General features: G+C 24.4%; 31 protein-coding genes. 24 read left to right on the top strand and 7 right to left on the bottom strand.

The window, feature by feature from the left end; all coding sequences use genetic code 4:
• Positions 1 to 18 precede the first annotated feature (18 nt).
• The 6 genes from atpG to ACICQF_RS06015 all read left to right on the top strand — a co-directional run bounded on the left by atpG (position 19) and on the right by ACICQF_RS06015 (position 6,171).
• The gene (gene atpG / locus ACICQF_RS06040) at positions 19 to 870 is read left to right on the top strand and encodes an ATP synthase F1 subunit gamma (protein WP_338958301.1); all 852 of its coding nucleotides are present in this window, start codon (positions 19 to 21) and stop codon (positions 868 to 870) included.
• A gap of 17 nt (positions 871 to 887) precedes the next feature.
• Entirely contained in the window at positions 888 to 2,450 is a 1,563-nt protein-coding gene (gene atpD / locus ACICQF_RS06035) for a F0F1 ATP synthase subunit beta (RefSeq protein ID WP_338958299.1), read from the top strand.
• Positions 2,451 to 2,464: 14 nt separating this feature from the next.
• Positions 2,465 to 2,782 (top strand): F0F1 ATP synthase subunit epsilon, encoded by a 318-nt coding sequence (locus tag ACICQF_RS06030; protein WP_174480958.1) that lies wholly within the window; start codon positions 2,465 to 2,467, stop codon positions 2,780 to 2,782.
• Positions 2,783 to 2,787: 5 nt separating this feature from the next.
• Positions 2,788 to 3,018 carry a hypothetical protein gene (locus ACICQF_RS06025; RefSeq protein WP_174480957.1) on the top strand — a complete coding sequence of 77 codons (231 nt, stop codon included), beginning with the start codon at positions 2,788 to 2,790 and terminating at the stop codon, positions 3,016 to 3,018.
• Between the two features lie 275 nt (positions 3,019 to 3,293).
• Entirely contained in the window at positions 3,294 to 5,351 is a 2,058-nt protein-coding gene (locus tag ACICQF_RS06020; protein WP_395473152.1) for a PTS transporter subunit EIIC, read from the top strand.
• Positions 5,352 to 5,454: 103 nt separating this feature from the next.
• Entirely contained in the window at positions 5,455 to 6,171 is a 717-nt protein-coding gene (locus ACICQF_RS06015; RefSeq protein ID WP_395473151.1) for a hypothetical protein, read from the top strand.
• A gap of 382 nt (positions 6,172 to 6,553) precedes the next feature.
• Here ACICQF_RS06015 and ACICQF_RS06010 read toward each other — a convergent pair whose 3' ends face one another.
• Positions 6,554 to 6,694, bottom strand: a complete 141-nt coding sequence (locus tag ACICQF_RS06010) for a hypothetical protein (RefSeq protein ID WP_395473150.1) — start codon at positions 6,692 to 6,694, stop codon at positions 6,554 to 6,556.
• 40 nt (positions 6,695 to 6,734) lie between these two features.
• Between ACICQF_RS06010 and ACICQF_RS06005 the strand changes: the two genes are divergently transcribed.
• The 4 genes from ACICQF_RS06005 (at position 6,735) to ACICQF_RS05990 (ending at position 10,322) form a co-directional block, all read left to right on the top strand.
• Positions 6,735 to 7,685 (top strand): IS30 family transposase, encoded by a 951-nt coding sequence (locus ACICQF_RS06005; RefSeq protein ID WP_395473149.1) that lies wholly within the window; start codon positions 6,735 to 6,737, stop codon positions 7,683 to 7,685.
• A gap of 232 nt (positions 7,686 to 7,917) precedes the next feature.
• Positions 7,918 to 8,541, top strand: coding sequence for a hypothetical protein (locus ACICQF_RS06000; RefSeq protein ID WP_395473148.1), 624 nt, complete (start codon positions 7,918 to 7,920; stop codon positions 8,539 to 8,541).
• A 72-nt stretch (positions 8,542 to 8,613) separates the two neighbouring features.
• A complete protein-coding gene (locus tag ACICQF_RS05995) occupies positions 8,614 to 9,261 on the top strand; it encodes a hypothetical protein (RefSeq protein WP_395473147.1) in 648 nt (215 codons plus the stop codon).
• Positions 9,255 to 10,322, top strand: coding sequence for a hypothetical protein (locus ACICQF_RS05990; protein WP_395473146.1), 1,068 nt, complete (start codon positions 9,255 to 9,257; stop codon positions 10,320 to 10,322). The genes ACICQF_RS05995 and ACICQF_RS05990 overlap by 7 nt, the downstream gene beginning before the upstream one ends.
• 19 nt (positions 10,323 to 10,341) lie before the next feature.
• Here ACICQF_RS05990 and ACICQF_RS05985 read toward each other — a convergent pair whose 3' ends face one another.
• A complete protein-coding gene (locus tag ACICQF_RS05985) occupies positions 10,342 to 11,292 on the bottom strand; it encodes an IS30 family transposase (protein ID WP_395473145.1) in 951 nt (316 codons plus the stop codon).
• 295 nt (positions 11,293 to 11,587) lie between these two features.
• Here ACICQF_RS05985 and secA point away from each other — a divergent pair, with 295 nt between their 5' ends.
• Positions 11,588 to 13,972 (top strand): preprotein translocase subunit SecA, encoded by a 2,385-nt coding sequence (secA, locus tag ACICQF_RS05980; protein WP_395473144.1) that lies wholly within the window; start codon positions 11,588 to 11,590, stop codon positions 13,970 to 13,972.
• A 57-nt stretch (positions 13,973 to 14,029) separates the two neighbouring features.
• Here the strand turns inward: secA and ACICQF_RS05975 are convergent, their stop codons facing one another.
• Together ACICQF_RS05975 and ACICQF_RS05970 are read right to left on the bottom strand one after the other, a co-directional pair.
• Positions 14,030 to 15,028: a hypothetical protein gene (locus tag ACICQF_RS05975; RefSeq protein ID WP_395473143.1), complete on the bottom strand. Its 999-nt coding sequence runs from the start codon at positions 15,026 to 15,028 to the stop codon at positions 14,030 to 14,032.
• Between the two features lie 82 nt (positions 15,029 to 15,110).
• Entirely contained in the window at positions 15,111 to 15,260 is a 150-nt protein-coding gene (locus tag ACICQF_RS05970; protein WP_281748502.1) for a hypothetical protein, read from the bottom strand.
• 362 nt (positions 15,261 to 15,622) lie between these two features.
• Between ACICQF_RS05970 and ACICQF_RS05965 the strand changes: the two genes are divergently transcribed.
• From ACICQF_RS05965 to ACICQF_RS05945, 5 genes are all read left to right on the top strand, one after another.
• Positions 15,623 to 16,573 (top strand): IS30 family transposase, encoded by a 951-nt coding sequence (locus tag ACICQF_RS05965; protein WP_395473142.1) that lies wholly within the window; start codon positions 15,623 to 15,625, stop codon positions 16,571 to 16,573.
• A gap of 255 nt (positions 16,574 to 16,828) precedes the next feature.
• Positions 16,829 to 16,954 (top strand): hypothetical protein, encoded by a 126-nt coding sequence (locus ACICQF_RS05960; RefSeq protein ID WP_395473141.1) that lies wholly within the window; start codon positions 16,829 to 16,831, stop codon positions 16,952 to 16,954.
• 21 nt (positions 16,955 to 16,975) lie between these two features.
• Positions 16,976 to 17,797, top strand: a complete 822-nt coding sequence (locus ACICQF_RS05955; protein ID WP_395473140.1) for a BspA family leucine-rich repeat surface protein — start codon at positions 16,976 to 16,978, stop codon at positions 17,795 to 17,797.
• A 159-nt stretch (positions 17,798 to 17,956) separates the two neighbouring features.
• On the top strand, positions 17,957 to 18,577 hold the full coding sequence (locus ACICQF_RS05950) for a ribonuclease H family protein (RefSeq protein WP_339039162.1): 621 nt from the start codon (positions 17,957 to 17,959) through the stop codon (positions 18,575 to 18,577).
• A 23-nt stretch (positions 18,578 to 18,600) separates the two neighbouring features.
• Positions 18,601 to 18,987: a hypothetical protein gene (locus ACICQF_RS05945; RefSeq protein WP_338958242.1), complete on the top strand. Its 387-nt coding sequence runs from the start codon at positions 18,601 to 18,603 to the stop codon at positions 18,985 to 18,987.
• An 11-nt stretch (positions 18,988 to 18,998) separates the two neighbouring features.
• On the opposite strand, the gene ACICQF_RS05940 is transcribed toward ACICQF_RS05945, so the two are convergent.
• The 3 genes from ACICQF_RS05940 to ACICQF_RS05930 form a co-directional block, all read right to left on the bottom strand.
• Positions 18,999 to 19,496: a helicase-related protein gene (locus ACICQF_RS05940; RefSeq protein WP_395473139.1), complete on the bottom strand. Its 498-nt coding sequence runs from the start codon at positions 19,494 to 19,496 to the stop codon at positions 18,999 to 19,001.
• The gene (locus ACICQF_RS05935) at positions 19,462 to 20,424 is read right to left on the bottom strand and encodes an SNF2-related protein (protein WP_395473138.1); all 963 of its coding nucleotides are present in this window, start codon (positions 20,422 to 20,424) and stop codon (positions 19,462 to 19,464) included. Before ACICQF_RS05935 ends, ACICQF_RS05940 begins: the two co-directional genes overlap by 35 nt.
• Before the next feature lie 271 nt (positions 20,425 to 20,695).
• The gene (locus ACICQF_RS05930) at positions 20,696 to 21,646 is read right to left on the bottom strand and encodes an IS30 family transposase (RefSeq protein ID WP_395472746.1); all 951 of its coding nucleotides are present in this window, start codon (positions 21,644 to 21,646) and stop codon (positions 20,696 to 20,698) included.
• Positions 21,647 to 21,686: 40 nt separating this feature from the next.
• Here ACICQF_RS05930 and ACICQF_RS05925 point away from each other — a divergent pair, with 40 nt between their 5' ends.
• The 8 genes from ACICQF_RS05925 (at position 21,687) to ACICQF_RS05890 (ending at position 24,761) form a co-directional block, all read left to right on the top strand.
• Positions 21,687 to 21,929, top strand: a complete 243-nt coding sequence (locus ACICQF_RS05925) for a hypothetical protein (protein WP_395473137.1) — start codon at positions 21,687 to 21,689, stop codon at positions 21,927 to 21,929.
• Positions 21,930 to 22,431: 502 nt separating this feature from the next.
• Positions 22,432 to 22,638 carry a hypothetical protein gene (locus tag ACICQF_RS05920; RefSeq protein ID WP_395473136.1) on the top strand — a complete coding sequence of 69 codons (207 nt, stop codon included), beginning with the start codon at positions 22,432 to 22,434 and terminating at the stop codon, positions 22,636 to 22,638.
• A 16-nt stretch (positions 22,639 to 22,654) separates the two neighbouring features.
• A complete protein-coding gene (locus tag ACICQF_RS05915; RefSeq protein ID WP_395473134.1) occupies positions 22,655 to 22,834 on the top strand; it encodes a hypothetical protein in 180 nt (59 codons plus the stop codon).
• A complete protein-coding gene (locus tag ACICQF_RS05910) occupies positions 22,827 to 23,189 on the top strand; it encodes an ERF family protein (protein WP_339049050.1) in 363 nt (120 codons plus the stop codon). The genes ACICQF_RS05915 and ACICQF_RS05910 overlap by 8 nt, the downstream gene beginning before the upstream one ends.
• 8 nt (positions 23,190 to 23,197) lie before the next feature.
• Positions 23,198 to 23,548 carry a hypothetical protein gene (locus ACICQF_RS05905; RefSeq protein WP_395473133.1) on the top strand — a complete coding sequence of 117 codons (351 nt, stop codon included), beginning with the start codon at positions 23,198 to 23,200 and terminating at the stop codon, positions 23,546 to 23,548.
• Between the two features lie 102 nt (positions 23,549 to 23,650).
• Entirely contained in the window at positions 23,651 to 23,929 is a 279-nt protein-coding gene (locus tag ACICQF_RS05900) for a hypothetical protein (RefSeq protein ID WP_395473132.1), read from the top strand.
• Positions 23,930 to 23,931: 2 nt separating this feature from the next.
• Positions 23,932 to 24,501: a hypothetical protein gene (locus ACICQF_RS05895; protein ID WP_395473130.1), complete on the top strand. Its 570-nt coding sequence runs from the start codon at positions 23,932 to 23,934 to the stop codon at positions 24,499 to 24,501.
• Positions 24,501 to 24,761 (top strand): hypothetical protein, encoded by a 261-nt coding sequence (locus ACICQF_RS05890; protein WP_395473129.1) that lies wholly within the window; start codon positions 24,501 to 24,503, stop codon positions 24,759 to 24,761. Before ACICQF_RS05895 ends, ACICQF_RS05890 begins: the two co-directional genes overlap by 1 nt.
• The last annotated feature ends 58 nt before the right edge of the window (positions 24,762 to 24,819 follow it).

The following is a 24,819-nucleotide window of genomic DNA, read 5'->3' as shown; positions in this document are numbered from 1 at the left end:
AAGGTAAGGTGAAATATCATGGCTCAAAGCATGGAACAAATTAGACAAAAAATTAAATCTGTTAATACTAGTTATAAAATTACTAAAGCAATGCAACTAGTATCAACAGCTAAATTAAAAAAAGTAGGTAAAAGAATTGAGATGATTAAACCTTATTATTCTGAAGTTTATGATACATTCAATCAACTAATACCTAAATTAAGTAATTCAATTTATTTAAAAACAAAGGATCAAGTTATTAATAAAACAATATGAGTTGTTTTTAATTCTAATTTAGGATTATGTGGTGGTTTTAATAATAATTTAAATAAATTAGTACTAGAACAATATCAACCACAAGATGAAATAGTTGTTATTGGTAGTAAAGGAGTTTCATACTTTACTAATCATCATTGTAAAATTATGCAATCTTATACTGAAATTAACATTCAATCATCATATAATGAGTCGCAAGAGATATCTTTGTTGTTACTTTCTAAGTTTAATAATAAAGAAACTGATGCTATTAAAATTGCATATACAAAATATGTAAATACGGTAACAACAATTCCAACAATTATTGATTTATTACCAATTGTTTCTATTAAAACTAATCAAGAAAGTAATTTAATTCAAACTGATTTTGAACCAGACGCTAATACTGTTATTAATAGTGCTATTCCTTTATATGTTGGTGCCATTGTTTATGGTGCATTAGTAGAATCACAAGTGTCAGAGCAAGCATTACGAAGATTAGCAATGGAAAATGCTTCAAATAATGCCAAAGAAATGAAAGATAAATTATTAGTAAGTTATAATCGTGCCCGTCAAGGTGCTATTACCCAAGAAATTTCAGAAATTATTGGTGGCGCTGATGCCCAATCATCATAATAAAGGAGTAAACTAAAATGAAAAATGCAACTAGTAAAAAATCTATAACAATTAAAGAAAAAAATGTTAGTGATAAAAATTCTTTAAAAAAAGATAACACTAAAGTTATTGCTAAAGTAAAAGCAAAAGTGACTAAAAAAGTAGTTAATAGCAAAGAAAGTGTTAAAACTAGTAAACAATTACCAACTAAACGAAATATTGGAAAAATTGTTCAAATTTCAGGTCCAGTTATTGATATTCGTTTTAATGATAATAGTTTACCTAATTTAAATAATGCTATTAGTATTGATAATAATGGTCAAAAATTAATTGTTGAAGTTGCAAAACATATTGGTGATGATAGTGTTCGTTGTATTTCAATGGGTCCAACTGAAGGATTACTACGTGGTCTTGAAGCAGTTGATTTAGGAATACCAATTAGTGTTCCTGTTGGTGAAGAAGTTTTGGGTAGACTTTTTAATGTATTGGGTGAAGTCATTGATGATGGTAAAGAACTTAAAACTAAATTAAAATATCCTATTCATCGTACACCTCCTAGTTTTGATGAATTACAATCAAAATCTGAAATTTTAGAAACAGGAATTAAAGTTATTGATTTATTAGCACCTTATGCTAAAGGTGGAAAAATTGGTTTATTCGGTGGAGCTGGAGTTGGTAAAACAGTTTTAATTCAAGAATTAATTAATAACATAGCTAAAGAACATGGTGGTATTTCTGTCTTTTCAGGAGTTGGCGAAAGAACACGTGAGGGTAATGATTTATATTATGAAATGCAAGAGTCAGGTGTTATTAGTAAAACTGCTTTAGTGTTTGGTCAAATGTCAGAACCACCAGGTGCTAGAATGCGTGTTGCATTAACTGGTTTAACAATTGCTGAATACTTCCGTGATGAAAAACAACAAGATGTATTATTATTTATTGATAATATATTTCGTTTTACACAAGCTGGTAGTGAAGTATCAGCTTTATTAGGAAGAATGCCTTCAGCAGTAGGGTACCAACCAACATTATCGACAGAAATGGGTGCTTTACAAGAACGTATTGTATCAACAACACGTGGTTCTATTACATCTGTACAAGCAGTATATGTACCAGCTGATGATTTAACTGATCCAGCTCCTGCGACAACATTTACTCACTTGGATGCCAAAATTGTTTTAGATCGTAATATTGCTGCTTTAGGGCTTTATCCTGCTGTTCATCCTTTACAATCTTCATCAAGAATGTTAGATCCTGCTATTGTTGGTCAGGAGCATTATGATGTTGCGCAAAGAGTTATTGAAACAATTCAACGTTTTTCTGAATTAGAACCAATCATTGGTATTTTAGGAATGGATGAGTTGAGCGAAGAAGATAAAAAAATAGTAGCTAGAGCAAGAAGAATTCGTAATTTTTGTTCACAACCATTTCATGTTGCTGAAAAATTTTCGGGTTTAAATGGTATTTATATTCCGATTAGTAAAACTGTTAATAGTTTTAAACAAATTTTAGATGGTGAATGTGATGATTTACCAGAGCAAGCGTTTTTATATGTAGGAACTATTGAACAAGCAATTGAAAAGGCAAAGAAATTGAGATAATTGAAGGTGATAGTATGGCATTAAATCTTAAAATTATTACTCCTGATGGTATTTTTTTCGATGGAGAAGTACAGTGAGTTAATGTTAAAACAACTGAAGGCTATGTTGGTATTCTTGAATGGCATACACCTTTGATTGCTAATATTCAAATATCGAAAATGTCATTTAAAATTAAAGAAAAAATTCGTAATTTAACGATTTCTGGTGGACTTTTGGTAACTGATTTACATATGGTTCGTATTATTAGTGATAAAGTTGAATATACATCAATTTTAAAAGAGCAAGAAACAAAGGTATTTGATGAGCGTATTAAAAGGGTTAGTGGAGGTTAATAAATATGCATGATTCACATTTAATAAAATGAATAATTGAAATAAGTATTTATCTTTTTAGTTTTATTGCTAGCGGATTTGCTGTAAAAGCAATTCCTTTTAATAAATTTCTTGATCATAAAAGAATAAAAGAATCATGAATTTTATATATGTTAACAACTTTAGTTTTTACTTATTGTATTGGTACGTTAATTATTAAATTTATTGGTTTAGATATTTGGTTTAATTTAAATTAATACTTAAAATTAAAAAAATAAAAATAGTAAGTGTTTTAAAATACTTACTATTTTTTTAATTACAATATATTATTAAAATTTATAGTAGTTATTGATAATACCTATATATATTATAAAATTTCTCCGAAATTACTATTATAGTAGTAAAAAAATCGTTTTTATTTATTTTATTGTTGTTTTTACTATTATATATATATATATATATATATAATATTTTTATCTGTATAGAATAAAATTCTCATCTGTATAGAACAATATAGAATGGAGGTGAGAAAATGAGTAAATTTTTTCATAGTAAACAAACAACTCCTGAGGATAAGAAAAATCCTAGTTTTACTTTTAAAGGAACTTTTAATAAATTAGGTGGCAAAATGTTTGGTAAAATGCAAAACTTATCAAGAGCCATTGTTTTACCAATAGCCACATTACCAATAGCTGGCTTATTGTTAGGAATTGGTGGTGGAGTTGCTAGTTCTTTAAAGCAATTACCTAATCATGATAGTCTTGTTGGTATTATTAATATTTTTTCAATTATGCAATCAGCTGGAAACGTTGTTTTTGCTAATTTAGGATTGATTTTTGCTATTTCTATTGCTTTTGGTTTTGCAAAAGCTAGTAAAGGTGTAGCTGCTCTTTCTGGATTTATTACTTTTATTGTTATGACTTCAGTTATTAGTGGCATGTTTTTTTGAAATCCTAAAACAGGAATGTTGGGATTTGATCCATGAGGTTTAGGTGAAGGTGCAAAGATTACTCCAGAAAGTGGTAAATCTTCTGGTTTATTTTCTTCTGTCTTAGGATTATTTCCTACGTTTGATACTTCAGTTTTAGGTGGCATTCTTGTTGGTTGATTAGTATCAGTTGTTCATAATCATTCATACAATATTCGTATGCCAAGAGTATTAGCTTTTTTTGGTGGTGAACGTTTTGTGCCAATTTTAGCTGTTTTTGTTGGAATAGGAATGGGATTAGCTTTTTTCTTTATTTGACCAATGTTATTAATTGCTTTTAGAGAAATTGGTAATGGCTTAGCAGCTGGTATGAATACAGGTCAACTTACTGATGGACAGTTAACTGGTGATAATTTTCATCCAACAGTTGGTGGAGCATTTATTGCAATGTTTTTTGGAATTACTGAACGTTTATTAATACCAACAGGATTGCATCACGTTCAATATGCACCTTTCTGATATACTGGAATTGGTGGTACGTGAACTAATGGATCTGACACATTTGTAGGAGCGTACAATATTTTCTTTGGACAATTTGCTTCTAATGCAGTAGGACACATGAATCAAACACCAGGAACAATGTTTATGAGTGGGCGATTTGCATATATGCAATATGGTTATCCATTTGCAGCGCTTGCTATGTGAATGTTAGCACGACCAGAAAATAAAAAAATGGTTGGTGGTATTTTAGGATCTGCTGCTCTAACTTCTTTCTTAACAGGAGTTACAGAACCATTGTTGTTTTCATTCTTATTTGTAGCACCATTATGTTTTGTTTTCCATGCATTTATGGCAGGAATTAGTTTTATGATGGCGTATTTATTAAATATAGTTGTTGGTCAAGGTTTTGCTGCTGGATTTATTGACTTTTCTTTCTTTGGAATATTACCAAGTATTCTTGGTAAAGAAACAGGCTTCTATTGAGTATTTGGTGCTGGATTAATTATGGCACCTGCTTATTTCTTTGGGTTCTATTACATTATTAAGTGAAGAAATTACAAAACTTTAGGTCGTGAAGAAGGAGAATTAGCAACCAACTTAGCTTTACAAAGTGTTGAAAGTTCTTTAGATAAGTCTTCAAAAAAAGGTAGAACAAAAGTAGAAAATTTATTACTTGGACTTGGTGGAGCATTAAATATTATTGATGTTAACGCTAAAGATAAAGTATTAGTTGCAACTTTAAAAGATGCAAATATTTATTCAAAAGCTTTATTAAGATTAAGTGGAACTAAAAATATTAAAGTAATTGCCAATAAAGTTGAAATTACTTATCTTGATGGTGCAGAGTCTATTCATAAAACTTTACAAGCAGAAATGACAAAGAAACAAACATTAACACCTGATACTAATAAAGATAAAAATAATGATATGTTAGAAAATATTTTTAAAGGTCTTGGTGGACGAAGTAATGTTAAATTATTAGACAATTGTGCTACAAGATTGCGTGTTACAGTTTTTGATGAAACTAAAGTTGATGATAATATTTTAAAATCAACTGGTGCAGTTGGTATCTTTAAAAAAGGTACAGCTATTCAAGTAATTTATGGGCCACAAGTAGGTAATATTAAAAATGATTTATTAAAAACTTGAACTCCAAAATAAACTATTACTAAAATATAAAAATGAGCAACTTTTTAAGTTGTTCATTTTTTTAGTTTTAGTTACGGATAATGTTAAAATTATGATATAGGATGGAGGGAAAACTATGTTTTTTGATGATGATGAAGAAAAGTTAGAAGAAGCTAGGTATGAAGAAATACAAACAAATATACAAAATTTAACATTAACAATTGATGTTAATATTGTTGTTAAAGATTTATTTAAATATATTAAATTAAAATGTACACAAAAAATTAGAATTATGGATATATTAGCATTGTTTTTATCAATATTTTCAATAATTCTTTCAATATTATTAACTGTTATTGATAAAACTGATCAAAAAATTAGTTTTGAACTTCGAAAATTATTGTATGCGGTAAATATATTTAAAGATTTAACAGTGGTAATGGTATTAGTAATTGCATTATTTATGATTATTTATGAGATTAAATATTGAATTAAACAAAATAAGCAATTCAAATCTTTTTATGCAGCAAATGCTGATTTTACACCCGAAGAAATTGTTTTGGAACTAATGGATCTTAATAATATTTTTAGTTTTAAGCATTGAAATGAAATTTCATTCCATATTAAATACTATAAAAAATGTAAATCATTTAAACGACATGCAATTTTAATCGCTATTTTGGATTATTATCAATTGCCAATTAATAAATGAAATTTAATGTATTTAAATCAAACAATTAATTATTTAAATAAAAAACATTTTCGTCATATTCTTAGATTATGCATATTTAGTTGTTTAGCAATAATAATGATTATTTTAATGAGTACTTTCCCTTCAATATTTTTAAGATAAAATATTTTATATAGATAGAAAGGTATATATGGAAAAATTTAATGAATAAATAAAAATATTAACGACAATTTTTATTAATAATGCTAATATCAATACTAAAATTAAACAAGAAAAATTTTTAATCAATAATTTTGAATTTTATGGAATTTTAACTAGTAAACGAAAACCATTAGTAAAATTATTTTTAAATAAATGAAATAAAAATTTATCGTTAGTAAATAAAAAAACAGTTATTTGAAACATTATATTTACAAAAAAATCGTGAATTTCAATATACAGCAATGGAATTTTTAAATCTTTGATGAAAGAAAAACTTAAGTTTTAATGACTTAGATTGGCTTTTATCGATAATTAAACATAATATTTGATGAGATACTACTGATTATTTTGATAATATTATTGGTGTTCTTATATTTAGCAACAATAATATTAGTGTTAGAGATCAATATTTATTTAAGTGCTGAATTATACTTGTAAGTGCAAGTAAATAAAATTGCAAAAAATTCTCATATAAAAATTTCATAATGCTAAATTTAGTTTAGAAAAAAGTAAGGAGTTTTTATATGAGTTATAAACATCTTGGCATAGATGAAAGGATTTATATTGAGAATCAATTGAAATTTAAATTTAAAATTAGTGAAATAGCTAAAAATCTTAATCGAAGTATTAGTACTATTATTCGAGAAATTAATAGAAATAAAGATAATAATCATTATTTTTCATTAATTGCACAAAATAAAGCTGAAAATCGAAAACAATCACATATTAGTTTTCATAAGTTTAAAAATAAGAATTTAGTAAAATATGTACAACAAAAATTACTATTAGGTTGATCACCTGAACAAATTTATGGCAGAATTAAAAATTTTCATAAAGAGTGAGTTATTAGTTTTAAAACAATTTATACTTGAATTTATTTTGGAATGCTTGATAAAGTTACTAGTAAAAATTTAAGAAGAAAAGGTAAAAAACTAAAATCTAAAGAAAATCGTGGCAAGTTTAATGGTAAATCAATTAAAGAACTAGATATAAATGTTAATGATCGTATAACACTTGGTCATTGAGAAGGAGATACTATAGTATCATCAAGAGGCAAAAGCAAATCATGTTTAATAACTTTAGTTGAAAGAGTATCACGATTTACTTTAGCAATATTAGTTAAAAACAGAACTACTAAAGTTATTAATAAAAATGTCAGTTATTATTTATCAATTCTTCCTAAAAACATTGTTAAAACTAGTACTTTTGATCGTGGCAAAGAATTTTCAAATTGACAACAACTTGAAAAAAATTTAGATGTAAAAATTTATTTTGACAATCCATATTCACCTTGACAAAGAGGTACTAATGAAAATACTAATGGTTTAATTAGAGAAAAATTTCCTAAAAAATTTATTTTTTCAAAAACTAATAAAAATGAAGTTCATAAATTTATATTGTCTTTAAATCAAAGACCGAGAAAAATATTAAATTATCTTTCACCAATCGAATATTTGGATAGAAAAATAATTTAGTTGCACTTACCTTTACAATTTAGCAAATTAACAATGTTAGTCAAAAAATAATTGTTGTTATTGATGAACATTAAAATTAAAATTGCTTATAAATAATATTTATAATAATATTCTTAAAATAGTGTAAGATTCACTTAATAGATAGAGAAAAATATTAAAATATAAATATAAGTTTTTGACCTATTTACTTTATTTTAAAGTAAATGGGTTTTTATTTGGAAAGGAAAAGCACATGCCTAATAATTATTCATTGATTGTTAAACCTCTTTTACAAGAAGAACCTATCATTAATAGTAATATTTCATTTTTTAAGACTTTACAAGTAGAATCTAGTACAACAATGATTTCAATAATACCTTCAATAAAAATATCAATTTTAACAGATCATGAAATAAAAGCTTTATCTAAATATCAAATTCAATCATTGCTACCAGAACAAATCCCACTTTTTACAGCAGAACAAATTAAATCATTTAGACCCAAACAAATTCAATGATTTTGATTATGACAAATTCAGTCATTTACAAAAAAACAGATTGCATCATTTACGCCACAACAAATTCCGTATTTAACATATGAACAAATCCCAATTTTTACACCAGAACAAATCCCTACGTTTACACCGTTGCAAATTTCTGTATTTACGCCACAACAAATTCCTCTTTTTACAATCGAACAAATCCCTACGTTTACACCGTTGCAAATTTCTGCTTTTACAAAAGAACAAATTCCAGAATTTACAGAAAAACATATTGCATCATTTACGCCAGAACAAAAACAAATTTTTACATTAGAGCAGCGTAAATTTTTTGGAAGAAAAATAATTTCAACTTTTAATAAACAAAAAAATAATTAATCAATAATTGAACAAGTTGTATCATTTACATCAGAACAAATTCAATCTTTTACGTTATCACAAATTCAGTCATTGACAAGAGAACAAGTTGTATCATTTACAGAAAATCAAATCAAGGCGTTTACTCCTATTCAGATTCAAGCATTTTTGCCGTTGCAAGTAGCAGCATTTACACAAGAACAAATTGCATCATTTTTGCCTTTGCAAATTCCGTATTTTAGTGAAAAACAAGTTGTATCATTTACACCAGAACAAGTTGTATCATTTACAGAAAATCAAATCAAGGCGTTTACTCCTATTCAAATTCAAGCATTGACGCCTATACAAATTAGATCATTTTTGCCTATACAAATTAAATCTTTTACATTATTACAAATTCAATCATTAACAGAAGAACAAGTTCCATTTTTTACAGAAGATCAGATTCAAGCATTGACATCAATTCAAATTGAGTCATTTACGTCATTACAAATTCCACTTTTTACATCAGAACAAATTCCTCTTTTTACAACAGAACAAATTTCATTTTTTACACAAATTTCATTTTTTACAATAGAACAAATTCGTTCATTTACATCATCACAAATTTTACATTTTACAAAAACACAAATTTCTTCATTTTGGTCATGACAAATTCAATCGTTGACAAAAGAACAAATTCAGTCATTTACAACAGAGCAGATTAAATTTTTACGTTATCACAAATTCAGTCATTGATAGAAGAACAGATTCAATCATTGACAAAAGTACAAATTGTTTCATTGACAATTGAGCAAGTTTCACATTTAACAAATCAACAAATACCATTATTTACAACTGAACAAATTCAAGCATTGACGCCTATACAAATTAGGTCATTTAATGTTACACAAATTCCATATTTTACATCTATTCAAATTGCATCATTTTTGCCATCACGAGTTTCAAAATTTATAGAAATACAAATTGTATCTTTTACAAAAGAGCAAATTTCATTGTTTTTACCATCACAAATTACGGCTTTTACTCCTAGCCAGATTCAATCGTTTTTGGCTACTCAAATTGCATCATTTTTGCCGTTGCAAGTGGTAGATTTTACAAAACAACAAGTTCCACTTTTTACAATTCAACAAATACAATCATTTTTGGCTATTCAAATTGCAGCTTTTACACCCATTCAAATTGATTCATTTTGATTATGACAGATTAAATCATTTTTGCCGTTGCAAGTAGCAGCATTTACAAGAGAACAAATTGCATCATTTTTGCCGTTGCAAATTCAGTCTTTTTGATTATGGCAAATTCAGTCATTGACAGAAGATCAAATTCCAGCGTTTACAAAAATACAAATTTTACATTTAACAGAAGACCAAATACAATCATTTTTACCAATTCAAATTGCAGCTTTTACACCCATTCAAATTGAGTCATTTTGATTATGGCAAATTCCACTTTTTACAAAAGAGCAAATTCCAAATTTTACAAAAGAACAGATTGCTTCATTTACATTAGAACAAATTCGTTGATTTACACTATTACAAATTCCATTTTTTACACCAGAACAAGTTTCATTTTTTACAAAAGAGCAAATTTCTTGATTTACAGAAAAGCAAATTTCATCATTTACAGAACAACAAATTCCATACTTTACAAAAGAGCAGATTCAAGAGTTGACAATGGAACAGATTCAATCTTTAATAGGCCAACAAATTCAATCGTTTACAAAGGAGCAAATTCCATTTTTTACAGATATGCAAATTCAATGGTTTAGAGCTGACCAACGTAAATTTTTTAAAGGCTAAATTGTAAAGGTAAGTGCAACTAAATTATTTTTCTATCCAAATATTCGATTGGTGAAAGATAATTTAATATTTTTCTCGGTCTTTGATTTAAAGACAATATAAATTTGTGAACTTCATTTTTATTAGTTTTTGAAAAAATAAATTTTTTAGGAAATTTTTCTCTAATTAAACCATTAGTATTTTCATTAGTACCTCTTTGTCAAGGTGAATATGGATTGGCAAAATAAATTTTTACATCTAAATTTTTTTCAAGTTGTTGTCAATTTGAAAATTCTTTGCCACGATCAAAAGTAATAGTTTTAACAATGTTTTTAGGAAGAATTGATAAATAATAACTGACATTTTTATTAATAACTTTAGTAGTTCTGTTTTTAACTAATATTGCTAAAGTAAATCGTGATACTCTTTCAACTAAAGTTATTAAACATGATTTGCTTTTACCTCGTGATGATACTATAGTATCTCCTTCTCAATGACCAAGTGTTATACGATCATTAACATTTATATCTCGTTCTTTAATTGATTTATCATTAAACTTGCCACGATTTTCTTTAGATTTTCGTTTTTTACCTTTTCTTCTTAAATTTTTACTAGTAACTTTATCAAGCATTCCAAAATAAATTCAAGTATAAATTGTTTTAAAACTAATAACTCACTCTTTATGAAAATTTTTAATTCTGCCATAAATTTGTTCAGGTGATCAACCTAATAGTAATTTTTGTTGTACATATTTTACTAAATTCTTATTTTTAAACTTATGAAAACTAATATGTGATTGTTTTTGATTTTCAGCTTTATTTTGTGCAATTAATGAAAAATAATGATTATTATCTTTATTTCTATTAATTTCTCGAATAATAGTACTAATACTTCGATTAAGATTTTTAGCTATTTCACTAATTTTAAATTTAAATTTCAATTGATTCTCAATATAAATCCTTTCATCTATGCCAAGATGTTTATAACTCATATAAAAACTCCTTACTTTTTTCTAAACTAAATTTAGCATTATGAAATTTTTATATGAGAATTTTTTGCAATTTTATTTACTTGCACTTACAAGTATAATTCAGCGTAATTAAAATAATTATAGTAAATTATTTTTTCTAACTTCGAAGAGAAAGAAAAAAATATAATATAAATACAATTTTTTTTTGGGTACTAAGTTTTCTAAGTTTTTTTATGTTAAAATAATAAAGATTTTATTACTTTACAAGTAATAATAAGTATAAGTAATAATAAAGAAAAAAATGGTGATTTACTTTATGTGAGATCGTAAAATTTTACGAAAAATTAATAAACAAGTTAAGGCAATAATTAGCCTTGATGAAACAATGAGAAAAATTAAAGATGAAGAATTAGCAAATAAAACAGTTGAATTCAGAACCAGATTGGCAGAAGGTGAGACTTTAGATGATATTTTAGTTGAAGTTTTTGCGACAATTAGAGAAGCAGCACGAAGAATTAGTGGATTACATCCATATCCTGTTCAATTAATTAGTGGTATTGTTCTTCATAATGGTGATGTTGCTGAAATGCGAACTGGTGAAGGAAAAACTTTAACTGCTGTGATGCCAATTTATCTAAATGCTTTAAGTAGTAAAGGTGTTCATGTTATTACTGTTAATGAATATTTGGCGGCAAGAGATGCTGAATTAAATCGACCAATTTTAGAATTTTTGGGAATTACTATTGGCGTTAGTCTTCGTGATCATTCTACTAATCAAAAACGTGAAGCGTATTTAAAAGATGTTACATATACAACTAATTCGGAATTAGGCTTTGATTATTTGCGTGATAATATGGTTAAGGTTTATCCAGAAAAAGTTCAACGTCAGCTTAATTATGCTATCATTGATGAGGCGGACTCTGTTTTAATTGATGAATCAAGAACACCTTTAATTATTTCTGGTGGTTCAAAAAATCGTACTCCTTTATATCAAGCATCAGATGTTTTTGCAAAAACTTTAATACCTGAAGATTATAAAATTGATTGAGAATCACGTCAAATTGCATTAACAGTAACGGGTGTTAATAAAGCTCAAAAACAGTTTAATTTAAAAAATTTATTTGATATTGATAACTCGGAATTATTTCATCATATTCAAAATGCACTTCGTGCTAATCATGTTTTCAAATTAGATGTAGAATATGTTGTTAAAGATGGTGAAATTGTGCTAGTTGATCAGTTTACTGGTAGATTAATGCCTGGTAGAGTATATAGTGATGGACTTCATCAATCTTTACAGGCTAAAGAAAATGTTACAATTCAACAAGAAACAACAACAGTAGCTACTATTACTTATCAAAACTTTTTCCGTTTATATAATAAATTAAGTGGTATGACAGGAACTGCTAAAACCGAAGAAGAAGAATTTGTAAAAATTTATAATATGAGAGTAATTAAGATTCCTACTAATAAACCAATTATTCGAGAAGATAAACCCGATCATGTTTTTGCTTCATTAAATGCTAAATTTAAATCTTTAATTGCAGAAGTTAAAGAACGACATACTAAAGGACAACCAATTTTGATTGGTACTGCTAATGTTGATGTATCAGAACGAATTGCTAATATGTTAACTTTGGAAGGAATTAAGCATGAGATTTTAAATGCTAAAAATCATGCTCGTGAAGCTGATATTATTGCTAGAGCTGGTGAAAAAGGATCAATTACTTTAGCAACTAATATGGCAGGACGTGGAACTGATATTAAACTTGGTAAGGGTGTTATTGAACTTGGTGGCCTTGCTGTATTAGGTACCGAAAGAAACGAAGCACGAAGAATTGATAATCAATTACGTGGAAGAGCCGGAAGACAAGGTGATCCTGGATTTTCACGATTTTATGTTTCAATTGAAGATGATTTGATGTTACGTTTTGGTGGTGAAAAATTAAAAAAAGCTTTTGCAAGTTTAGGTGAAGACTATATTAGATCAAAAATGTTAACTAGATCAATTACTAGAGCACAACAAAAAATTGAAGGTATGAATTTTGATGCACGAAAAAACTTATTAGATTATGATAATGTTATTGCTCAGCATCGTGAAGCTACATATCATCAACGTGATAATATTTTACTTGCTGATGATTTATTAGATTTAATCAAAAATATGCACAGAACAGTAGCACGTGATTTACTAAATATTTTTAATAAAGTTGTTGGTAGAGAACAGTTTATTGATTATGATGAATTAGTTAAAGGTATTGAAAATAAATTAATTAAGCCTAATGATTTAATAGCAGAAAAGTTAAATCGATTAAGTACTGAAGAAAATATTGATTTAATTGTTGAAAAATCTTATAATTTTTATCTTGAAAAAAGAGAAAAGTTAAATGATGTTATTATAAAACAAATTGAAAATAGTGTTATTTTACAAACTTTTGATCAATATTGAACTAATCACATTGATGCTTTAAGTAAACTGCGTGCAGGAATCCATTTGCGTGGTTATGCGCAGTTAAATCCCTTACAAGCTTATATTGAGGAAGCTTCAAAATTATTTAATCGTATGAAAATCAATGTTGCTTATCAAGTTATTATTATGTTACATAGCATTGATCCAGAACAACATCAGGTCCGTGGTGGTCAAGATGTATTGGATACAGTATTAGCAAGTAATGTTGAAACTAAAACTAAAATTGGATAATCAATCTTTATTTAAAAAACTAAGTATTAAAATACTTAGTTTTTTAAATATGTTTTTTTATTCTATTTGATTTTTTTCTTTATGTTTTCATGACTTCTTTTTAAATATGTTTTTATTTTTTTTACTGTCATAAGTGACTGAAGTTGTTCAATGGGGGAAATTATTACCTTTAGTAACAGCATTACTATTATTCATGGGTACTAAATTTTTAATATAATTAGTTCCATCTGCTGTGGTGGGGCGTTCATAAACAATAGTTCAATTTAAACTTTCAATTGGATCATTAAGCTTCGGTTGTGCAATAAAATTATGTCAAAACATTAAGGCACCTGCATAATCTCGACGGTATAATTGTGGATTAAAATTATTAATAATTTCTCCTTTATTTCATACTTCTTCAATTTGTTGTGGTGTTCATATTGTTTCTTCTTCTTCATTATTTGTTGAAGAAGTTATTTTTTGATTAATTTCATTTTGTGAATATAGTGCTTTTGCTTCTAGTGACATATATTTCTTTTTTCTACTTTTTTTAATAAAGCATATACAAGAAATTATTAAAACTATAAAATAAAAAAATTCTAATCCTCATGGAATAATGAAAAATAGTTTTTTCCGAATAGTTATCGTAGAAGCAAATTTATAAAAAGCAACATATCCGCCAAAGGAAAAAAATAAAATTGATCCAATAATAAAAAATAATGATATTCATAACATAATTCTAGTTAATATTAAGGAAATAAAATCATTATTTTTTAAAAAAATAAAAGGAAAGGCAACAACACCTAAAATTATGAAACCAAAACCCAATACTGCAATTGTCAGAGTTGGAAAAGTTAAATTGAATTTAAAAAATTTCTTAGTGATTAAATTATCAATAAGGATTAATAAATCAGTAGTTTCTCTTTTAAAGAAAATAATTCATAAAACTCAACTAATTAGTAAAGTTACACTTGTTAATCATGAAAAAATTATAATCATTCAATTATTATAATAGTTAATACTTTTCTTTGTTGAATAATTATCATCAACAGTTTCTTTAAATATCTTTTTTTTCATTTTTAAAAACCTTATAATATTTTATTGTTAATCAATTCTAATAATTTTTCTTTTTTCATAATATCTCTCCAAAACTAACTTATTATTTTTGTGTATATTTTGTTACTGTATTATTGAATGCTTGTTGATAACATTTACCACTGCAATATATAAATTTATCACGATATAAAGAGTCAAATGTATATTCTTTCTCACATGATGAAATATAGCATTTAGTTGTAATAATTGGCATAATCTAATTAACCCCCTTTAAATTTATATTATACATTTTACATGATTTCTGTTTTATCATTTTATTAATTATTTTTTTATATTTTAAGTTTTTTATATATTAAAATTTATATTATTTTAAATAGTGCAATAGATTTAGTTAATAAGTTATTAGTATACAATTTTATGAAAAAAGTGTTAAAAAATAATTAAAAGTATGTAAAATATATTTATCTTCTTAAACTTAAGAAGTTATTGGTAAAAATTGAGGAGGATTAATGCTGAATTATACTTGTAAGTGCAAGTAAATAAAATTGCAAAAAATTCTCATATAAAAATTTCATAATGCTAAATTTAGTTTAGAAAAAAGTAAGGAGTTTTTATATGAGTTATAAACATCTTGGCATAGATGAAAGGATTTATATTGAGAATCAATTGAAATTTAAATTTAAAATTAGTGAAATAGCTAAAAATCTTAATCGAAGTATTAGTACTATTATTCGAGAAATTAATAGAAATAAAGATAATAATCATTATTTTTCATTAATTGCACAAAATAAAGCTGAAAATCGAAAACAATCACATATTAGTTTTCATAAGTTTAAAAATAAGAATTTAGTAAAATATGTACAACAAAAATTACTATTAGGTTGATCACCTGAACAAATTTATGGCAGAATTAAAAATTTTCATAAACAATGAGTTATTAGTTTTAAAACAATTTATACTTGAATTTATTTTGGAATGCTTGATAAAGTTACTAGTAAAAATTTAAGAAGAAAAGGTAAAAAACGAAAATCTAAAGAAAATCGTGGCAAGTTTAATGGTAAATCAATTAAAGAACGAGATATAAATGTTAATGATCGTATAACACTTGGTCATTGAGAAGGAGATACTATAGTATCATCACGAGGTAAAAGCAAATCATGTTTAATAACTTTAGTTGAAAGAGTATCGCGATTTACTTTAGCAATATTAGTTAAAAACAGAACTACTAAAGTTATTAATAAAAATGTCAGTTATTATTTATCAATTCTTCCTAAAAACATTGTTAAAACTATTACTTTTTATCGTGGCAAAGAATTTTCAAATTGACAACAACTTGAAAAAAATTTAGATGTAAAAATTTATTTTGCCAATCCATATTCACCTTGACAAAGAGGTACTAATGAAAATACTAATGGTTTAATTAGAGAAAAATTTCCTAAAAAATTTATTTTTTCAAAAACTAATAAAAATGAAGTTCATAAATTTATATTGTCTTTAAATCAAAGACCGAGAAAAATATTAAATTATCTTTCACCAATCGAATATTTGGATAGAAAAATAATTTAGTTGCACTTACCTTTACAATTTAGCAATTTAGCAATTTAATAATAAAAAATAGTTTCAATTTAAAAATAGTTTAGTTATCGGTGAACATTTTGCAAGTACATTGATAATTTTTTATTTAATTTAAATTTAAAGATAATTGTAATGCTTTGTTTTTTTATAACTTATTGTTTATTTATTTTTTTAAAAAATACTAAAATATATTTATCTTCTTAAATTTTAAGAAGTTATTGGAGAAAACTTGGAAGGTGATTAATTATGAAATCATTATTAACAACATTAAGTATTTTAGCAATTACGGGTAATTTAACTAATGTTATCTTAAATACAAGTTCACAAAAAATTCAATTTTTAGATAATAAAATTCAGCAAGATACAATTTAAATTGACAAAGATGGAAAACAAGTGAAAACTAGTGAAGTAGATTTATCAAATATAAATAGCAAAGAGGTTATTCAAATTGGATTTTTTCAAAATCGAGAAGGAATAATTCAAGTTGTTAAAATGCCAGTAACAATAGAAAAAGTATCTGATCATTTACCATCAGAAATTAGATCTTTGAAAAATATGTTTATGGATGCAAGAGCATTTAATCAAGATATTTCAAAATGAAATACATCAAATGTAGTAGATATGAGTTATATGTTTAGTAATGCTTCATCATTTAATCAAAATATATCAAGTTGAAATATTGCACACGTAACAAATATGAGTTCAATGTTTGCTGGAGCAAAAAAATTTAATCAAGATATTTCAAACTGAGATGTAGTTAATGTAACAACTATGCATGCAATGTTTTATGGTGCTTTATCATTTAATCAAAATTTATCTTGAAATATAATTAATGTGAGAGATATGAGTTCAATGTTTTATGGTGCTTCGTTATTTAATGGTAATATTACAAATTTACTCTATGATAATAATGTAACAAATATGAATAATATGTTTCGAAATTGTTTATCATTTAATCAAGATATTTCAAAATGAATTGTAAATGATGTTACAAGCATGCGTTGTATGTTTGCTGGAGCAGTGGCATTTAATCAAGATATTTCGAAGTGAGATACTTCAAAAGTGGTGGATATGGGTTATATGTTTTATAAAGCTTCTTTATTTAATAAAGACTTATCAAAATGAAATGTAAATGAAGTATTATGACATGGATGATTTGCTAAAAATTCAGGATTTGAAAATGATCCTAACAAATGACCCAAATTTAAAAATTAAAATTTTAAAATAATAAATATTTTTTTGTGCCATTTTATTTAATTAGTAAAGTCACTTGCTAATTAGCATTAGCAATATTTTTGCTTTTAGTTGTAATTTTAATTAGATAAAATTTAATATTATTGTAAAATTAAAATAAACAATAGAGGAGTCATAATTATGGCAAGTAAATTTTATGCAGTAAAAAAAGGTAGAGTCATCGGAATATTTGAAAACTGGAATGAATGTGAAACACAAATTAGAGGTTATGCTGGTGCTCAGTATAAAAAATTTGCAACTAAAAAAGAAGCTCAAGATTATTTAGATGATAAAATTCAAATAAAATCTGAAAATCACTATAAATATGAAGTAATAGCATATACTGATGGTAGTTTTAAAGAAGAAATTAATCAATTTTCTTATGGACTTGTTTTCTTAAATAATGGCAAAAAAGATATATTTTATGAAAAATTTGATGATGAAAATTGAGCAAAATTAAGAAATGTTGCTGGAGAAATAATGGGTGCACAAAAGGCAATGCAGTTAGCTTTGGAAAATAATATAAAATCAATTTTAATTTGTCATGATTATGTTGGAATTAGTAAATGATGTACTGGTGAATGAAAAACTACTAAAGTAGAAACAAAGGCATATAAAGCATTTTATGATAAAATAGCAAAAGATGTTAATGTTTATTTTAAATGAGTTAAAGGTCATAGTGGTAATATATATAATGATGAAGCAGATGCTCTTGCTTGAAAAGCATTTAATTTAAAAAAAATGTCTAAACCAATAATTTAAATGTTAAAAAGGTGGTAAATAACATGATTAATAAAAAAATAATATTAGCAACTTGTTTAGGAAATATTATTGGAGGTAGTTTGTTTACTCTTTCTGATCTATATCAAAAAAGAGAACAAAATATTCTTGAATTTGATATTACTTCAGCTATAACAGTGCTTTCAGGATGTTTTACTGGTGCTCTTTTTGGTTTTATTTCAGGTCTTTTTTGTTGTTTAAATGATGAAGAAGATAATGGTGATTATAGAGAATTTTTTGAAAGTCAACAAATCATTGATAACACTCATTCTTTTCAATCTTCAAACGAATTTGCGCCTTTATTGCAAGAATATATTCTTGAAATTAATGATGAACAATTCATTCCTAATAATAATGCAGATCTTGTTTTTAATCCTCGTTTAGTTTATTAAACATAATAAAATTATTCAAAAAATTTAATACCTTGATCATTAATTATTTTATTAATATCAATTTTATTATTAAGGATGTCTCTAATTTTTAAATCGATAGTATTAGCACAATATAAATTAATAATTTCTCTAGTTTTATTATCGTTTAATTGAGTTGGAAAAAAGCGACTTTCAGCTTGCTCATTTTCGGTTGGGTTTAATTCACGATCTAGAAAAATCATAACATCACCTTTATCTAATGTGATACCAACATTAGTAGATTTAATATTACATAAAATAATTTTAACTTTTTTACTTTGAAAATCACTAATAGCTTTAAGCCTTTGTTCATGATTTACTTTACCAGTAATTAATTGATGATTTAATTTATGTTTATCTAAAATGTTACTTAAAATGTTAATTACTTTATCACTAAAACTACTATAAATAATAATTGAATCATTTTCATTATCATGTAAGTAGTCTAGTAGTCAATTAAATTTTGCTCCTAAGTTCTTTCATTCCCTCATTAATAGGTGTTGAACAAATAGTTCTTAATTTCGTAAATATTTGTAAAAAAGTTATTTTAGATTTTTTATTATAAAATAATTCTTGTTTCATAGTTTCAAGAGTATCATAATAAATTGCGGTTTGTGCTTTGGACATAGTTAAAATTAAATCATTTTTAATAATTTTTGGCATTTCATTACGTACATCAATTTGTTTGCGCATAATTGATATTTTTTTAACTAAATAATCAAATTCTGCTGCTAGTTGTGGTTTAACATTTGGTTTTGGTATATTAATAGTTACAAAATTGGTAATACGTTTTCTAATTATTCCAAAATAACGAGCAACAAAATCTCAATAATCAATATTTTTATATAGTTTATTATCAATAATTTTTAATATACCAAAAATATCACTAGGATGATTATTGGCAGGGGTACCAGTTAAACAATAAACTGATGATACTTTATTTGCAACTTCCAAAATTGTTGAACTTTGTGCAGTTTTATAGTTTCTTAAAAAATGTGCTTCATCAATAACTAATGTAAAATCAAATTTAGTTAATAATTTATTTTTTATATCATTTTTAAAAGTGTTTTTAGAAACTACTAAAATACAATTATTACTATTTTTAAATTGATTATATTTTTCTGTTCGCACTTTAGTAATATCATCTTTAATAGTAATACAATTATAGGTAGTTCATTTTTTAATTTCAGGAACCCATGTTAATAAAATAGTTGACTTAGGAACAACAAATAATATTTTATTAGTTTTCATTTCTGATAATGCTGTTAAAATAGTTGGTGTTTTCCCAGTACGCATTTCATTAAATAAGCCAAATCTTTTATTTGCTTTTAAAATTGCAACATCAACACGTTGATAATGTCTTAGTTTAGGATTACCTGGATAATCATTTAAGTTTTTTTCTTGTTGGATTTTTTTCATGATATTAGTGAGTGTTCATATATTTTTTTTAATTTATCATTATTATTTGTATATTTAAGTAGTATTTCAAGAGCAAACGGAGTATTAAATATTTTAAATTCATTGGTATTATTGATATCAATAATACCAATGAATTTAAAATTTCTTTTTTATTTTTTTTCACTTTAATTGTAATATGTTCATTATTAAAACTTATGATTTCTAACATTATTAACCTACTTTAGTGTTTGTATATGATATTAAATATGCTAAATTGTAAAGGTAAGTGCAACTAAATTATTTTTCTATCCAAATATTCGATTGGTGAAAGATAATTTAATATTTTTCTCGGTCTTTGATTTAAAGACAATATAAATTTATGAACTTCATTTTTATTAGTTTTTGAAAAAATAAATTTTTTAGGAAATTTTTCTCTAATTAAACCATTAGTATTTTCATTAGTACCTCTTTGTCAAGGTGAATATGGATTGGCAAAATAAATTTTTACATCTAAATTTTTTTCAAGTTGTTGTCAATTTGAAAATTCTTTGCCACGATCAAAAGTAATAGTTTTAACAATGTTTTTAGGAAGAATTGATAAATAATAACTGACATTTTTATTAATAACTTTAGTAGTTCTGTTTTTAACTAATATTGCTAAAGTAAATCGTGATACTCTTTCAACTAAAGTTATTAAACATGATTTGCTTTTGCCTCTTGATGATACTATAGTATCTCCTTCTCAATGACCAAGTGTTATACGATCATTAACATTTATATCTCGTTCTTTAATTGATTTACCATTAAACTTGCCACGATTCTCTTGAGATTTTCGTTTTTTACCTTTTCTTCTTAAATTTTTACTAGTAACTTTATCAAGCATTCCAAAATAAATTCAAGTATAAATTGTTTTAAAACTAATAACTCACTCTTTATGAAAATTTTTAATTCTGCCATAAATTTGTTCAGGTGATCAACCTAATAGTAATTTTTGTTGTACATATTTTACTAAATTCTTATTTTTAAACTTATGAAAACTAATATGTGATTGTTTTCGATTTTCAGCTTTATTTTGTGCAATTAATGAAAAATAATGATTATTATCTTTATTTCTATTAATTTCTCGAATAATAGTACTAATACTTCGATTAAGATTTTTAGCTATTTCACTAATTTTAAATTTAAATTTCAATTGATTCTCAATATAAATCCTTTCATCTATGCCAAGATGTTTATAACTCATATAAAAACTCCTTACTTTTTTCTAAACTAAATTTAGCATTATGAAATTTTTATATGAGAATTTTTTGCAATTTTATTTACTTGCACTTACAAGTATAATTCAGCATTATAAATTAGGTAAAAAATCAATTACAAAAGATATTGAAAGTATTAAAGGTAGTGAAATTTTAAAATATATTAAAAATATTCCAAATATTAATACAAATGAAAATGATTTAATATCTTGTACATTTTATGAACAATATAATGGTTATTATATTTTTACAAATGATAAAAATCAATAATGTTTTAAATATAACATTAAATGAGAACAAGATAGAAGAAGTTTTAAAATAAATAATCCATATAATCATAATGATTTATCAATTAATTATATAGTTACTGAAATGAAAGATGTATCAACACATAACGAAAAAGTATTTTATATCAAATTTATGAAAGGAATGAGTATAAATGCTTAATTGAAAAGAAAATTATGAATATAGAAAAAATTATTTAAATATTAAAGTAACTCATAGTTGTGATATATGTAATAAAAATTCATCATATGCAAATAGAACTTGTAATAAATGTTTTTATAAATTAATAGGTGAAAATAATGAAATGTCAATTACATAATGAAAAATATATATGATTTTCTGAATTAGAAAAAACATATTATTGTAATAAATGTATTAATGAAATGATTTAAGAAGATATGTATTTAACATCAAATAATTGAGATTACTTATATGAATATTATATTAATGAATTACAATTAGAAAATTTTAAAGGAGTGTAAAAATAATGAATCAATTAGAATTACATATTGCAATGAAATTAATAGAAAAATTTGAAGAATTACAAGAAGAATTTAATAGTAAGTATGAAGATTTATACGTTGAAATTGATAATGATGGTGATTTAAAAATTAGTAATGATTATTTTAATTATGAAAATGTAAATCAATTAGAACAAATAATTATTGACTATAAAAAGATTATTAAAGGTTAAAGGAGATGAAAAAATAATGCCTGCACATAAGAAAAAACCCGAAGATTTTATTAATAAACAAATGATTATTAGACTTACTGAAAAAGAATATGAAGAATTTAAAAAATATTGTGTTGAAAGAAATATAAATATGAGTTCTTTTGTAAGGAGTTTAATTAAAAATGCAATAAATAGAAAGAGTGATTATAATGAATAATTTATATAAAAAAATACTTAAATTACAATTAGAAATTGGTAGTACACCTAAAAATGGTTTTAATAAATTTGGAAATTATAAATATTGATTATTAAGTGATATTTTTAATAAATTTAAATTATTATGTAAAGAATTAAATATTGTGATTACACATGAAGATATATTAACAACAGATAGAAAAATAAATTATTTAGATACTAAAGAAGTAGAAATAACTTATTTTAAAAGATATACAATTATTGATTTAGATAATGATAAAGAAATTAAATATTTTGATATACTTGCTTGTGCTAAAAATACAGATATAGCAAAAGCAAAAGGTAGTGCAGAAACTTATGCTTATAGATATTTTTAATGAATTTATTGTTATTAAGTGAAGATGAACTTGACCCAGATAATGATAGTGTTAATGTAATTCAAAATAATAAACCACAAAATAATTATGTTAATACTGCTAAAATACAAAATGAAAAATGAGAACCAAGTGAAAAACAATTAGATTATTTTGAAAAATATATGATTACAAATACAGTTTTATTTGATGATTATATAAGAGAAGATATGGAAAGATTAAATCCAAGTAATAATAAAGATTTTTTAATCTTGATGGGTGAAAATTATTTAAAAACTTTATTTGATAAATTTAAAGAAATTCGTGAAAGATTTAAAAATATAAAAACTAATAATAAAAATGAGTATAGAAATTATGAATAAATGTAAATATTGTAATAAAAGAATTTGATTAACAAATTATTGATGTATGAATTGTTTAGAAATATTAGTTATGAATTTAAATAAAAATAAGGAGAAAAAATAATGAATAAAGAAAATGACTATATATTTACATATAAAGAATGTCAATTATTAGAAGAGAAATATAAATTAGATTTTCCTTATTATGTTGGTAATAAATTAAGAAGTGAATGTGATGAGTGTAAAAGTATTACTGATAATGATGTATTAGATTGAATTAATGAAGAAATGGCAAAAGTTGAAAATTTATTAAAAAAATATAAAAATAAAAAAATGTTAAAAGGTTATTATTTAGGATTAGAAACTGCAAAATCTTATTTTGTTTGTAGAGAGGGACAATAATAATGACTAATTATTTACTTTCAATTGACCCAAGTATAAAAAATACCGGATTTACTTTATGAGAAAAAGAATGTGAAGTAAATTGTAAATATTTATGAAAACCAGTAGAAAGTAATACTCCACATACAAATGATATATGAAGACCAATATGATTAAGTAGTTATAATTTTAAAAATTATAACTATGAAAATTATATGGAATTTATACATAATATTATTTTAAATAAAGTTGATGGTTTATATTGAGAACAATTATCTTTATGTATTGAAAAAGGTTTTATTAATAAAGGTAAAGGTAAAGAAACATTAGAACATTTACGTGGTTTTATTGCTGGTTGATTTAATAAATTAATAACAAAAGATATGTTAGTTCATAATTTGACGTGAAAGAAATGATATATAGATAATAATATTACTAATATTTCTTTAAGAAATTGAAATAAAAAAATAAGTGAAGATATATGTTTTTATTTGAATGAAAAATATGAATGAAATATAACAATATCAAATCATGATGAAGCAGATAGTTTATTAATTGGTTGATATTATTTAAATAATAAGGAGAATAAATAATGAAAACTAAATTTATAAAAATTAAATGTATGGCTAAAAATTGTAAAGTTAAAATTATTATTGAAGTAAATAAAGTAATTATTGATAATAAAGAACAATTTGAACCAAAAGAAATGTTAAATTTTTGTTTAATACATAAAGAACAATTTAATAATAAATTAAAAGAAATTAAACAAAATTATACAGAAAATAATTTAAATAATAAATTTATAAAAGATATTAGTACAAATGTAGTAAATAAATATAATAAAAAAAATTAAAAAATAAAAATCCCAGTATTTGCATTGGGATTTTTATTAATAACAATATTTTCAAATA

Source organism: Spiroplasma endosymbiont of Nomada rufipes, from assembly GCF_964277355.1.
Taxonomy (GTDB): domain Bacteria; phylum Bacillota_I; class Bacilli_A; order Mycoplasmatales; family VBWQ01; genus Spiroplasma_E.
This window is presented reverse-complemented; position numbering and strand designations above follow the sequence as displayed.